Here is a 13,502-nt window from a genome sequence, read left to right as displayed (position 1 = left end):
GTAGTAATCCGTACTGAACATATTATACATTATTTTCAGTATAGTTGAGCTTATTATTGACTAGAGTCATGCTCCCCGCCAGGCTGTGGAGTGGGAGTGGGTGTAGCTTCCGGCGTGGGTGTGGGAGTAGGCGTAGCTACCGGTGTTGGGGTTGGCGTTGGGGTCAGAGCTGGAGTCGGCGTTGGGGTCGGTGTGGGCGTGGCTGTCGGTGTTGGGGTTGGTGTTGGGGTCGGTGTGGCAGTGGGCTGGGCGGCCTGCACCTGGAAAGACCACTGCTGGATGGCAGTGTTGCCGCTGGTATCGGCAATTTGGACGGCGATCAAGGTCGGTCGATCGGTGGGCAGCGGCTCGGCAGGGGTGTAGGCGAAGCTGGTGCGGGTGAGCTGGGCTTGGGCGGTGACATCCGCGTTGTTCACCAGCAAGGTAAAGCTATTCAGGTCAATTCCTTGGTCATCTTGGAAACGGGCTGAGATGGAGGGGCGAGGGTTGTCTGTTAGGGATCCGTTGGGAGGGGCCAGTTCGCTGATGGTGGGGAAGGTGGTGTCGGTCACCCGCCCGATGGTGATGGTCTTATCCGGCAGCTGCACCAGGGTTACCAGTCCATCCCGCTCCAAGCGGGCAAAAACAGGCGCTTCTGAGGCCCGGTCTTGGCTGCGGAAGGTGTAGCTGCCCTCGTATTGCCCTGGGCGGGTTTCCTGCAGTGGCAGGTTGTAGGCAATGCCGGGGATGGAAAACGATCCCTGCGCCCCTGGGGATCCCAGCAAAAACACGGTAATCGTATCTCCTGGGTTTACAGATCCCAGCTCTTCGCGGGCAAAGAAGGTTCTCACCTCTGGAGCGGCGGGCAGCGTTTCTACCAGAGGCTCAATGGGAATGTCCGGCGTGGCCAGGGGTTCGGGCGTAGGGGTGACCTGGGCAAGGAGCTCGGTGCGGATCCCAGGGCCGGGAATGGCAGCCCCCACCGGCGGATCCAAATTGGGTACTCGACCCACCTTGGCCAGCGCTTGGTAGGTAAGGGCAGCCACTTCCCCCCGCGTGGCCACCGCCTGGGCATTCAATTGGGTGGGGTTGGGGTAGAGCACCAACAGCCCTTCCTGAACTGCTGTCGCGATGGGGGCGCGGGCAAAGTTGGGAACCAAATTGGCATCGCCGAACGCGGATAGGATCGCGTCAATTTGGCCGGCATCTTCGATGAGCCTACCGTTGGTGGCGGCACGGGTCAGGACAGTGATGGCCTGCGCACGGGTGAGCACATCGTTGGGGCGAAAGGTGCCGTCCGGAAAGCCGGAAACAAACCCTGCCGCTGCCGCCGCGCCGATGGAGGGAGCCGCCCAACTGGGAATGGGATCGGCAAAGGAGCGCACAGGAACGTTGGTATCTAGGCCAAAAGCTTTGGTGACAATGACGGCAAATTGGGCACGGGTGATGGATTCATTGGGACGAAAGGTGCCATCCGGGAAGCCGCCGATGATCTGCCGTTCATTCAACCCAGCAATGTACTGGGCACCCCAATAGGTGCTGATATCAGAAAGTTGGGCCCAAGCGGGATCCCCAAGCCAGGCCAAGCTGCTGCAACTGATCACCAGAGCGGCGGTTTTCCAGCCCTGCCAAAGGGAAAGCTCACGCATCGTTCACACCTCAGGTTCTGGGTACAGGATTCAGGTCTCGGATCCCCACTCTTGGCTGGGAGAGGCCATAGAAACTGGCCGGACAGAAGAGTTGGAGAGGATATCCAAACCGCACACCCAGACGAGGAAACCTTCTGAAAAGTTCTGTCTGGCCACCGGTTTCGCCAACCTTTCAGGGGGCAGGATTGGGGTAGCGCTGGTGCACCGCCTCGATCTCCGCCAGGAGCTGCGGGGACAGTTCCACATCCAGGCAACTGAGGTTCTCTTTAAGTTGGGTCAGGCTGGTGGCCCCGATGATGGTGCTGGTAACAAACCAGCGGCTGCGCACAAAGGCCAAAGCCAACTGGGCCGGTGTCAGGCCGTGCCGGCGGGCAATTTGCACATAGGCGGCCACCGCTTCTTCCACATTCGGCTTGCGGTACCGCTGGCCAAAGCCTTCAAACAAGGCCAAACGGGATCCCGGCGGCTTCACCCCCCCCAGATATTTGCCCGTCAGCAGCCCAAATCCGAGCGGGCTGTAGGCCAGCAAGCCCACCTGCTCGTGGCGGCAGACTTCCGCCAGGCCCATTTCAAACGTGCGGTTGATGAGGCTGTAGGCATTCTGAATCGAGACCACCTTGGGCAACCCCAGTTGCTCGGCCACCTGGCAGAACTTGCTCACCCCCCAAGGGGTTTCGTTGCTCAGGCCGATGTAGCGAATGAGACCCTCTTGCACCAATTCCGCCAGAGCCTGCAACTGCTCGGCAATGGGAACGGTGGGCCGCTCCTGGCTGGGATCGTAGGCAACGCCCCCAAACAGGGGCACGTAGCGATCCGGCCAGTGGATCTGGTAGAGGTCGATGTAGTCGGTCTTCAGGCGTTTGAGGCTATCGGCCACCGCCTGCTTGAGGTTGTCGCGGGTGATGGACAGGGATCCGCCGCGAATCCAATGCCAGGGCCGACCAGGGCCGGTGATCTTGGTGGCCAGGATCAGGCGATGCCGCGGTTGGTGTTGTAGCCACTCGCCGATGTAGCGCTCGGTGGATCCCTGGGTTTCCGCCCGCGCCGGCACCGGGTACATCTCGGCGGTATCGATGAAGTTGATCCCGTGCTCCACCGCGTAGTCGAGCTGTTCGAAAGCCTCAGACAAAGTATTCTGCTGCCCAAAGGTCATGGTGCCCAGGCAGATCTCGGAAACTTGCAAAGGGCTGTGGCCAAGCTGGCGGTAGCGCATGGGGAATCTCCATCTAGACAGCACGCCAGTCCCCATTCTGCCCAAAACCTGTCGGCCCACGGGATCCGCCGCTCTGCCCCCCTCCTACCTCGGTGCGGATCCCAGCAGAGGAACGTACTCGCGGTAGAGCTGACCCAAAATTTCCAGACCAATGCGGGTGCGGCTATCGGGGGGGCGAGCCTCAATGGCCGCCTTGACTTGCAAAATCGTGCCCACCGGATAGGGGGAGCGCAGCTCCTCCCGCTTGCCCAAAAACACATCCGTAAAGTAGTCGATCAGCCGCTTGACTTCCCCCACGTCTTTGCGGGAAATGTCCATATCCAAAACGGTGGTCAACTTGGCCCGCATAGCCTGAAAACTTTGCTGGCCGGTGTTGAGGGCCACCCGCTTGGCCAGGCTATCCACCACAATTTGGGTGATCTTCTCCACATTTTGGGTGACGATTTCTCGGTGGCGGGCGGCAAAGCGCAACTGAACCTCATCCAGAAATCGTTCTCGTTCCAGAATCTGGATGCCCTGTTGCTCCAAATCCACCCCATAGCTTTGCAACTGCTTGTACTGATTCAAAACCCATTGGTTGTAGAAGGAATCCGCCAAAACTCGCCAATAGCTAATGAGGGTGGCCTCGGCAAAGGGAACGCTGACCAAATAAGCTTCGCTGGTGATGTGGCGCAAATGCTCTGTCAGCTTGTCTCGCTCCTTCTCATCCAAGTAGGAGGTGCGCGGCACCCAAACTGCCCCGTACTCGCTTTTCACCTCTCCGGGCAGGGATCCGAAGAGGGTGTCAAAAAACTGATGAATGCTGAAGAGAAGAAACTTTCCCGGATCCTGAAGGCGGTTGAGCAGTTCCTGTTTTTTCTCCTCCTGATATTGAGTTACCAACTGCTGGGCCTCGGCGATCTGGCCGCGGGCCACCTCCACATCTTGCCGCAGCTTTTCAATCTCCTCCGAGCTCACCATCTCAACACCAGTAGGCTCCCGTTCCCCGCTGAAATAGCTGCCCCCCAGCCCGCTGCCCCCAATGCCCACCAGGGGAGCGTCGCTGTCGTTGTCCAGGGTTAGAAGGCGAGCAAGAGCCTGGAGTCGAGCCTGCCGATTGGAGGAGCGCAGGGATCCCAGCTCCACCGGATCCCCACTTTCCCAACCGTCCAACCCGCCGATGCGGTAGAGCGTGTAAAAATACTTGCTGAGTAGAAGCGCCAGCAGATGCCTGTTCTTGACCTCGTTGTACTCCAGGTAGGCCCGCAGACACAGTTGGAAAGCGATGTTGGGCAAGCTGCGACACACCTTCATAATCTGGGTGTAGACCCTTTGCAGGTGAGGCCGAAAGCTGCGTGGGATCGCCTCGGGCCGTAGGCCGCGCAACAAGAACTCCTGCTGGCGCAGATCTTGAGGGGTAAAGTAAAAACTTTCTTGCCAAAGCAGCTCATCCAAGTCACGGGCAAAAATCGGTTTCAAATGGTCGATGATTTGCACCACAACCGACTCGGTGAAGACCGGTATAATCTTTTCGATGTGAAGCTGATCGTAAACGGAGCGCAGCCGCTCGCTGCGGAAGTCTTCGATGGAGATCAGCCCCTTCATAGTCCCGATCCGACCGTCGCTCAGCAGGAACTTATAGACCACTTCGGCAGTGGCCCCTGGGGAGAGAACAAGAGTTCCCGTCAAGTCAGGGCAGATTTGCAGGGGGCGTAGCAGGCGGCTGGTTTCACTGACGCTGAAGCAACTCCAAGCTGCCGGGTTTAACACCACCGACGATAGGGAGGCCAACAATTGCTTCTCGTCCAAGTCCTCCAGCCGAATTTCTCCCCTGTGAGCTTCGCTAGGTCCCGGAGGCAAGCTCGCCCGCGAATCCTGAACGGCGGAAGGGGATAAGGATGGGGGAGATGTGCTCATGCGGTAAAGGCTATTGAATCTTAACGTTCACTCTAAGTCGGCGAAGGATGGATGAGTGTGATCTGTATCTCTGTATCCAATGAAAGTCTCTCAAGAAGAATCTGCCCAGAATCTGCCTCGAATTGTCTCCCGCCACCAGTATCTGGAAACGGTTAGCTTTTGGGTAGCGTGCAACCACGGTTTTGGGGATCCCCGAAGTGATACGCACCTTCAGCTCCGATGGATGAAGCTGTTGAGGCTTCACCCCTTTGTCGTGAACTGCTTGCCGAGCCGGTTTTCCTGCTGCAACCCCTAAGCTAGGATGAGAGGTCTGCCTATCGGTATGGGATATCGGGCTGGAGTTGGGTTTGAATGCGTTTTGACTTTGGGATTGGGGTGCAGCGGTCATGACGACCATTTTGATTGTTGACGACGATCCGACGATTCGGCTGGTGTTGAAGCGATCCCTGGAACGACAGGGCTACACCGTGGAGATGGCCAGCAACGGTTCCGAGGGGCTGGAGCAAGCCCACCTGCTGGTGCCGGGGCTGATCATCTGTGACTGGATGATGCCGGACATGGATGGGCTGGAGGTTTGCCGACGCATCAAAGCCGATCCCAAGTTTTCCACGACGTTTTTTATTTTGCTCACCGCTCGCACCGAGGTCGAAGACCGCATCCAGGGCCTGGATGCCGGAGCAGATGAGTTTCTAAGCAAGCCCATCGACCCCAATGAGTTGCGGGCACGTGTGCGGGCCGGATTACGCTTGCACCAGCTCAGCTATGACCTGCAGCAGCAAACGGCCAGGTTACGGGCAGAATTGGCAGAGGCGGCCAGCTATGTGCGTTCTCTCCTGCCAGAGCCGGCCTATTTTCCCGACTGCAAAGTGACCCTCGAGTGGCGCTTTTTACCCTCCCAGGAATTGGGGGGAGATTCGTTTAACTATCATTGGCTGGATGAGGAACACCTGGCCATCTATCTGCTGGATGTGTCGGGGCATGGGGTGGGATCCGCTCTGTTGTCGGTGTCGGTGATGAACCAGTTGCGCACTCAAGGCTTGGCCGATGCCGATCCCCGCCAGCCGGACGCGGTCTTGCGCGCCCTCAACCACTCTTTTCAAATGGGATCCCACCATGAGATGTACTTCACCCTTTGGTATGGGGTTTATCAGCCGGGATCCCGTCTGCTCTCTTTTGCCAGTGCCGGCCACCCACCTGCCCTGCTCATCCAGGGTCAGGATTCGCTCCTGCTGAAGACTGCCAACTTGCCCATTGGCATTTTGCCCGACCTCACTTTTCAAAGGGATCAGGTGCGGATCCCCGAGAACAGCCATCTCTACCTGTTCAGTGATGGAGTTTACGAAGTCATAAACCCCCAGAGAAAAATCTGGGGGCTGGACAATTTGATAGCCCTGCTGAGCAAGGGCGCTGGCAATAGTTTGGATCACGTGATCCATCAGGCCCAATCCTTTCAGGGGCGGACGGACTTTGAGGATGATTTCTCCCTGCTCCGGATCAGCTTTGGTTAGAGGTGAGTTATGGCTATTGCAAGCTGCTTTGAGGCGATCCCTTGAGGATTCCCGTTTGCGACAGCTCCAGCCCCTTTCCCAAAGGAAGAGAGGAGCCGGGAATCGAGGCGATGCCCAGCGCGACCGGAAATGACCCTCTTGGCTCAAGGGGACTCTGTCCTGCTGTCGCGATCAGCCATCCGGCCCCTGGAGTTGCTCCCACTGAGCGGGGGTAAAGGTGCGCAGGGCCAAAGCATGTAGGCGGCCATCCTGCAGGTAGGCTTTCAGGGCCTCATTCACCAGCCGGTGCTGTTTGATCAGGGGCAAGCCCTGGAATTGTTCCGCCACCACAATGGCCTGGAAATGGTGGCCATCGCCGACCGTGTCTTCCACCTGTACTCTCGCACCGGGCAGGGCGGCCCGTACCAACGCCTCAATTTCTCGTGGATCCATGCGCTGTTGTCCCCGTGGTCTCACTGTGTCCAAGCTCAAGATCCCGCCTCGGATCTCGACCTGCTCATCCATTGTGCTCCGCACCGCTATCGCGTCCACCTTAGACGGTTCTGGGGCAAAACGGGATCCCTTCCGGCCCACTACGGGCAGAGGCCAGGCTGGGATGGCTCAGCACCAAGACCTCGGTGATGGGGCCGCGTTTGTGGCCCTGGGCGTTGATGGCACGGCTGGCGGAGATGGTCTGGATGGGGTAATCCCGGTACAGTTCCCGCACGAAGGGGCAATCGGAATTGGAGAGCAGCACCTGCACGCCTCGGTCGGCCAAGGTTCCAAACACCTCTCGCAGGCGGATCTGTTCCGCTTCGCCGAAGGCAAACCGGCTGTAGGCGGTGAAGCTGCTGCTGGCAGAAAGGGGATGGTAAGGGGGATCCAAATAGACGAAATCTCCGGGTTCGGCCCGTTCTAGCACCTGCCAAAACGGCTGCACTGTGATCTCCACGCCTTGCAAAACTCGTGCCACGGCCCGTAGGTTCTCCGCGTCGCAAATGCGGGGATTACGGTAACGGCCCAAAGGGACATTGAACTCTCCCCGCGAGTTTTCCCGGTAGAGGCCATTAAAACAGGTCTTGTTCAGATACAGCAGGCGGGCAGCCCGTTGCGCCGGATCTTCAAATCGAGCCGCGCGGATGGTGTAGTAATAATCCCGGCTGTGGTGGGCTTGGTGGTGGCTGAGCAGGGCGATAAGCTCCTCCACGTGATCCCGCACGCAGCGATACACATTCACCAGCTCAGGGTTGATATCCGACAAAACAAAGTGTCGAGAACCCGATGGGATCCCTTGGGCCAGATGAAAAAAGACCGCTCCACCCCCCAAAAAGGGCTCGTGATAGGTGTTCCAGGTGCGAGGGAAAAAGGGTTCGTATTGGCTCAGCAGTTGTCCTTTCCCCCCTGCCCATTTCAGGAAGGGACGCGCTTTAATGGCTGGTGCTGCCGGAGTGGGTTCGCAGGAGTCGGGCGCAGGATCTTCCCGCCGCAGGGCATGCCTACGTCCAAGAGAACAAGGGTGGGTCAGCGATCCGGATCCTCTTCCAGCAGCTTTTCTAGCGTCTCGATCCAATGCTCCAGCTCCTCCAGCGCCTGCAACACTCCCTCTGGGTCGCTCAGATCCGCCTGCAGCATCTGGGTGGTTTCTGCCAAAGTCAGGGATCCGGGCGGGCTGGCCAACCAACGAAGGTAGTGGGGCAGAAAGTTGCGCGGAGAATCATGATAGCGGCGGTGACAGGCCAAGGCCACCAGGCTGGCAAGGCTGGCCTGATAGGCACTGAAGGGGCGGAGAAACAGCTCCGGCATCCCCACCCAGTAGAACTGGTGTTCCGGCAACAGTTCCACCGCATCTCCGCACAGCTCCTGACACAGCTTCAACCACTCTTCGCTCACCCAGGAGGAGTAGGTTACACCGTTTTCCCATTCGGGGATCCCCGACCGATAGAGGAGCAGCTCCAGCCGACCGATCAAACCCTGGTAAAACACCGCCTGCAACTGGGCTTCCAGATGATGTATCAACAGGGCCTGGGCCAACTTGAGGCTGCCGGAGCGTTCCCGCCAGCGGTGCGGAACAGCTTGCCCCTCCGGGTCGTAAAGAGCGGGCCTGCCCACGCGGGGGGATCCCACTGCCAATGCAACCAGGTGATCCAGGAGTATCTGCTGCAAAAAGATGGTGTGGGCCTGCACTCCCCACGTTCGCGCTGGAGGTAGAGAGCACCACGGCTGAGTAGCCCCTTGCATCTCCTCTAGATCCAGCCAAACTTGGGGATCCTCAGGCCGGAGCCGCCGGCTGAGGGTGGCAAGGGTCTTCAACAAGAGCTCGCTCCCGCCGGATCCCGTTTCTCCTGGTCTAGACGAGGACTCTGTTTCGCTGACGCGAGTGGGCTTGTCTGCCTCGGTTGCGATAGCGCCGACTTCCAGCAGCCAGGGTTTGGCCTGGGCAGCACACTCAGGGCAAAAGTCCTGCAAAGCAGCCCAGATTAGAGAGGTGGCCTCAGCAGGGGTCAGGGGTGGAACGGGATCCCGCCAGGGCGCACGCAAGTCGCAGATGCAAATGGAACGCCCCATGTTTCGGCTTTTGAGGCGGTAATAGCGCTGGAACAGATCCAACCGATCGCGGATCCCTTCCAGGAGGTTCTCCAAAAAAGTTTGAGTCAGGCCGTGGCGGGCCAGATACAGGTCGGCAGCAGAGTCATAGCCCCGCCATTGGGCCTCCCACAGGTGGTCGCGGATCAGGGTGCTGAGGATAAACCCACCCAGATCTGCATGGGCCTCCAGGTGTTGGCCCAGCCGCTGATAGGCAGCCCAACGGATTTCGGCGCTGGCGTGGGTTGGTAAGCTCTGTTCGCGCCAGTGGGACGGAGTTCCTAGCTGGACAAGGGTGTGATCTGGGAGCGCGGCAGGCGAGTTCAGGGTCACTTGCCACAACTGCCGCCAAGCCAACCTTCCTGTTAAGTACTGTTGGTGGAGCAGGCGCTCCAGAGGCTCAAGCTGTTGGTGACTCTGCTGTTCGTGCCAGGGGGACGGAGTCCTTTGAAGAAGGCGACACAGGAATTGGCGAAAGGGTTGCAGCTCAGGCTCGACGTGGGCATCGACTAGGCGTTCGTGCCAGCGGTGCAGTTCCCGACAGGGTGCCGTAGGCATAGCACCATCCTGACCCTCGTGGGGAACACCTTCCTCCGGGCCACCAGCAGCAACGGCAGGCAGGGATTGCAACTCCAGGAGGAAAAACAGCAGTTGGCTTTGTAAGGCGATGATCCGCTCCAGCCTCTGCCAAGCTGCCTCTGCCGAGTCGGCAGTTGGGATCCCTTGCATCCTTTGCGTCAGCTCGGCCAACTCCTGCAGTGCCACCGCCAGCTCCGGCGGGCTGAGTTGCGCCACCTGCCCCCGGTAGCGTTGGGCAAACTGCTGCACCTGCTTCCCAAGATCGTCCAGATTGTCGAACTCAGGGCTGCGCAAGGACTCCGTCTCGCTAACGTGATTAGAGCCCGTTGGCAGAAGCGTCGCGTAGCGATAAGGAAGACCAAAAGAAGGTTCAGAAGCAGGAAAGACCACCGGGATCAGCCTCCTGTCGCGTCAGCGTTGCGGTTCCCGCCAAGGTGCCGTAGGCATAGCAACAAAGATGGGGGTTGCCCCTCTGCAGAAGGACACACCTGCTTTTCTCCCCCACCAAAGCGCGAATGGTGTTGAGAAAATCTGGATTGGAGGTGTGGGCCTTGACCAGAGTGGCCTGGATCCCTGCTGTACACACCTCTGAGCCCCTATCTTGGGCAGAAAACACCATGACCGGCGTGCTGCTCACCGTTCGCGTCAGCAGGCCGGAGACCTTATGCAGCAGTGGCAACAGATCTGAACCCAAGCCATCTGGCCAGTTCAGATCCAGGATCACCAGTTGAAAGGTCTGGGTTTGCAAGGGCTGGCGCGCCTCCTCCACGGTGGGGGCAGGGAAAACCTGAGCCATATCCTGCAAGATCTGAGCCACCACCTCAAGATATTGGGATCCTCCTCCGCCCGCTTGCGTTTGTGGATATCTTGAACCCTCGAATAAGTTGACGCAGGCAGCCTTCCCAATCCTTGCCAGACGCCTATCCCCCCCAGCACATAGAACAGCTTTGGCTCGGAGAGGGATCCCGCCAATCCATGCGTAATTTCCACGCGATCCTATCCTATCCTTATCGAAGACAGCAGGGAGCACTTTGGGCGGGAAGGCTTCTCAACGTTCACGGAAGCGTCGCGTAGCAATTTGTAACATTCTCCTCTTGGAAATGCAGCTAAGGGGGAGGGGGGATGCGTCGGCCAAAACTTCTGCCAGGATGAGTTGAGATCTTTACTTATCTTTGGCGGAGGCGCTCTCTTTGTTTGCCCAAGTCACGGCTGCCGCTCTGCTGGGACTCAAGGCCGTGCGGGTCACGGTGGAGGTGGATGTGGGCGGTGGCTTGCCCCAGATCACCTTGGTGGGACTGCCCGATGCCGCCGTTCAGGAAGCCAAAGAGCGGGTGCGGGCGGCGATCAAGAACTCCGGCTTTGCCCTGCCACAACGGCGGATCACTGTCAATTTGGCCCCTGCCGATCTGCGCAAAGAAGGCCCCAGCTTCGATCTGCCCATCGCCATTGGGATCCTGGCGGCCTCAGGGGTGATTGAGCGGGAAGCTCTGGCCAACACCCTGATGGTGGGGGAATTGGCCCTAGACGGCGCCCTGCGCCCGGTGGCCGGGGTTCTGCCCATTGCCGCCAGTGCTGCTGAGATGGGGATCCGCCGCCTGGTGGTGCCCCAGGAAAATGGGCCGGAAGGAGCAGTGGTGCAAGGGATCCAAGTGTATGGGTTGCCTTCCTTGGCGGCGGTGGTGAACTGGCTGCAGCACCCGAACGGGGTTAAGCCGATCCAGATCCAACCGCAACAGATGGTGTCGGCCAATTGGGAATCCCCTCTGGACTTGGCGGACGTAAAAGGACAAGAACACGCCCGGCGGGCCTTGGAGATAGCGGCGGCAGGTGGGCACAACTTGTTGCTGGTGGGCAGCCCTGGGGCGGGCAAAACCATGTTGGCCCGGCGACTGCCCGGCATTTTGCCCCAGTTGCAGTGGGAAGAGATGTTGGAGATCACCCGCATCTACTCGGCAGCCGGCCTGTTGCGGCAAAATCTCCACCTGGGTGGACAAACCGCCTTGATCACCCAGCGGCCCTTTCGCGCGCCTCATCACTCGGCTTCGGCAGTGGCCTTGGTAGGTGGGGGATCCTACCCCAAACCCGGCGAGATCTCGCTGGCCCACCATGGCATCCTCTACCTGGATGAGCTGACGGAGTTCCGGCGGGAGGTGTTAGAGGTGCTGCGCCAACCCCTGGAAGACGGCAAGGTTACCATCTCCCGCGCCCGCGTTTCCCTGGAGTTTCCCGCCCAAACCACCCTGGTGGCCTCCACCAACCCCTGTCCCTGCGGCTTTTACGGGGATCCGGTTCACCCCTGCACCTGCACGCCGCAACAGCGGGAGCGCTACTGGTCCAAACTTTCGGGGCCCCTGTTGGATCGGATTGACTTGCAGGTGCGGGTGAGTCGCCTCAAGCCGGAAGAAATTGTTCGCGCCCAGAGCGGCGAGCCCTCCCAAGCGGTGCGGCAACGGGTGGAACAAGCCCGGCAACGGCAACGGCAGCGCTTCCAACAGGAGCCCGGGATCCACTGCAACGCTCAGATGCAATCCCGCCACCTGCGGCAGTGGTGCTCCCTTTCGGATCCCTGTCGCAAGCTCTTGGAAAGCGCCATCCAAAAGTTGGCCCTGTCTGCGCGGGGGAGCGACCGCATCCTCAAGGTGGCCCGCACCATCGCCGATCTCGAGGGCGCGGAGGCCATTGCCCCCACCCACATTGCCGAAGCGATTCAATACCGCAGCCTGGATCGCGCTCGGCTGTAAAGCCCAAGCGCTCGGCGCCGCTGACGCGACCACCCCCAGCCCCCCTCCCAGATAGGGTTTCCCTCACTGCCAGAGCTCCGGCCTGCCCTACGGGATCCCATCCCCTGTTTTGCTGGGAAAAAGCTGCCCCCCTTGCACCTGAAGGATTTGGGCGGCCTTGAGCCAGCTGGCGTCGAAGGATCCCAGATGGGTGGTGGTAACCAAGGTTTGCACGCGCTCCTGAATGGCTTCCAAGAGCTGGTTTTGCCGCTGCAGATCCAGCTCGGCCAGCACATCGTCCAAGAGCAGCAAGGGCGGATCCCTGACCACCTGCTCGATCAGCTCCAGCTCCGCCAATTTCAGAGCCAAAACCAGAGTGCGCTGCTGGCCTTGGGATCCATAGGCGCGGGCGGCAACTCCGTTAATGCACAGCTCCACTTCATCCCGATGGGGGCCCACCAGAGAGCTGCCCAGGGAGTGTTCGGCGGCGGCTTTGGCGCGGATCTCGGCCAAAAACTGGGCTTGGATCACTTCGGGGCTGGCCTGGGGATCCGGCAGGGGCACTTGGGGTCGATAGGTAAGGGTCAGGGTTTCCCGTCCACCGCTAATGACCCGGTGCCAGTGAGCAGCCAAAGGCTCCAGCCGTTGCAGCAGCCGGGCGCGGCGGCGCATAATTCGGCTACCGGTGGTGGCCAGTTGGGCATCCCAGAAGGCCATCTGCGAGAACTGAACGCCAGCAGCCGCTTGCGTTAGCGGGACAGAGTCCTTGGGATCCTGCTTCAAAAGGGCGTTGCGCTGCCTGAGGATCTGGCGATATTGCTCCACCAGGCCGAGATAAACCGGCTCCAGTTGCAGCAACACCCCGTCCAACCAATGGCGCCGCGTCTCCGGAGCGCCCCGCACCAGCTCCAGATCCAGGCTGGAGAACACCACGGCATTCACCTGTCCCAAAAAGTCCGCCTGGCGGCGCAGCACCTGCCCGTCCACCTTCAGGGATCGCCTGCCGCTGCTGCGCAGCTCCATCACCAGCTCATGGGCCACACCCAGCCGTTCCACCGTGGCGGCAATCTGGGCTTGTCGCTCCTCTTGGTATACCAGCTCCCGATCCCGGCTGGCCCGCCGCGAGCGCAAGGTGGCCAACAGCTCCACCGCTTCCAGCAGGTTGGTCTTGCCCTGGGCGTTCTCCCCCACCAGGATGGTTTTGGGCGCGTCAAAGGTGATCTCTTGATCCCGGTAGTTGCGAAAGTGGCGCAGGTGCAGAGAACGCAGGTACACTAAGGGCAGATGTAAAGACGCGATCAATATCTAACCAAGAACAGCCCCCGCTTTGGGGGCTTTCACTTTGACCCAACTGCAGCAGGGGCAAGAGAAGGTAGAGGGGTTAACCCCGAAGACT

At 59.8% G+C, this 13,502-nt stretch carries 10 protein-coding genes; 2 read left to right on the top strand and 8 right to left on the bottom strand.

Annotation, left to right across the window (positions count from 1 at the left end; translation table 11 throughout):
- Positions 1–53: 53 nt before the first annotated feature.
- The 3 genes from NW870_RS09275 to NW870_RS09265 all read right to left on the bottom strand — a co-directional run bounded on the left by NW870_RS09275 (position 54) and on the right by NW870_RS09265 (position 4,680).
- Positions 54–1,628, bottom strand: coding sequence for an S-layer homology domain-containing protein (locus tag NW870_RS09275; RefSeq protein WP_414374975.1), 1,575 nt, complete (start codon positions 1,626–1,628; stop codon positions 54–56).
- A gap of 172 nt (positions 1,629–1,800) precedes the next feature.
- On the bottom strand, positions 1,801–2,841 hold the full coding sequence (locus NW870_RS09270; protein ID WP_414374974.1) for an NADP(H)-dependent aldo-keto reductase: 1,041 nt from the start codon (positions 2,839–2,841) through the stop codon (positions 1,801–1,803).
- An 84-nt stretch (positions 2,842–2,925) separates the two neighbouring features.
- Complete coding sequence (locus NW870_RS09265) at positions 2,926–4,680, bottom strand: hypothetical protein (RefSeq protein WP_414374973.1); 1,755 nt, start codon at positions 4,678–4,680, stop codon at positions 2,926–2,928.
- A 443-nt stretch (positions 4,681–5,123) separates the two neighbouring features.
- Here NW870_RS09265 and NW870_RS09260 point away from each other — a divergent pair, with 443 nt between their 5' ends.
- On the top strand, positions 5,124–6,245 hold the full coding sequence (locus NW870_RS09260; protein WP_414374972.1) for a PP2C family protein-serine/threonine phosphatase: 1,122 nt from the start codon (positions 5,124–5,126) through the stop codon (positions 6,243–6,245).
- Between the two features lie 171 nt (positions 6,246–6,416).
- Here NW870_RS09260 and NW870_RS09255 read toward each other — a convergent pair whose 3' ends face one another.
- From NW870_RS09255 to NW870_RS09240, 4 genes are all read right to left on the bottom strand, one after another.
- On the bottom strand, positions 6,417–6,749 hold the full coding sequence (locus tag NW870_RS09255) for a BolA family protein (protein ID WP_414330062.1): 333 nt from the start codon (positions 6,747–6,749) through the stop codon (positions 6,417–6,419).
- A gap of 28 nt (positions 6,750–6,777) precedes the next feature.
- Positions 6,778–7,794, bottom strand: a complete 1,017-nt coding sequence (locus tag NW870_RS09250) for a DNA adenine methylase (protein ID WP_414355530.1) — start codon at positions 7,792–7,794, stop codon at positions 6,778–6,780.
- The gene (locus NW870_RS09245) at positions 7,746–9,680 is read right to left on the bottom strand and encodes a peptidase M3 (protein WP_414374971.1); all 1,935 of its coding nucleotides are present in this window, start codon (positions 9,678–9,680) and stop codon (positions 7,746–7,748) included. Before NW870_RS09245 ends, NW870_RS09250 begins: the two co-directional genes overlap by 49 nt.
- Before the next feature lie 76 nt (positions 9,681–9,756).
- A complete protein-coding gene (locus tag NW870_RS09240) occupies positions 9,757–10,206 on the bottom strand; it encodes a response regulator (RefSeq protein ID WP_414355528.1) in 450 nt (149 codons plus the stop codon).
- Positions 10,207–10,576: 370 nt separating this feature from the next.
- Here NW870_RS09240 and NW870_RS09235 point away from each other — a divergent pair, with 370 nt between their 5' ends.
- Complete coding sequence (locus tag NW870_RS09235; protein ID WP_414374978.1) at positions 10,577–12,127, top strand: YifB family Mg chelatase-like AAA ATPase; 1,551 nt, start codon at positions 10,577–10,579, stop codon at positions 12,125–12,127.
- 87 nt (positions 12,128–12,214) lie between these two features.
- Here the strand turns inward: NW870_RS09235 and recF are convergent, their stop codons facing one another.
- A complete protein-coding gene (gene recF / locus NW870_RS09230; protein ID WP_414374977.1) occupies positions 12,215–13,381 on the bottom strand; it encodes a DNA replication/repair protein RecF in 1,167 nt (388 codons plus the stop codon).
- Positions 13,382–13,502 lie beyond the last annotated feature (121 nt).

It is taken from the genome of Synechococcus sp. R50.1 (genome assembly GCF_047462115.1).
GTDB lineage: Bacteria > Cyanobacteriota > Cyanobacteriia > Thermostichales > Thermostichaceae > Thermostichus.
Note: the sequence above shows the minus strand (reverse complement) of the source record. Positions and strands in the feature narration are given on the sequence as shown.

What these genes read in the sequence shown, in the direction of transcription:
- NW870_RS09275 (WP_414374975.1), bottom strand. Translation starts at nt 1,628, where the DNA reads ATGCGTGAGCTTTCCCTTTGGCAGGGCTGGAAAACCGCCGCTCTGGTG.
- NW870_RS09270 (WP_414374974.1), bottom strand. Translation starts at nt 2,841, where the DNA reads ATGCGCTACCGCCAGCTTGGCCACAGCCCTTTGCAAGTTTCCGAGATC.
- NW870_RS09260 (WP_414374972.1), top strand. Translation starts at nt 5,124, where the DNA reads ATGACGACCATTTTGATTGTTGACGACGATCCGACGATTCGGCTGGTG.
- NW870_RS09255 (WP_414330062.1), bottom strand. Translation starts at nt 6,749, where the DNA reads ATGGATGAGCAGGTCGAGATCCGAGGCGGGATCTTGAGCTTGGACACA.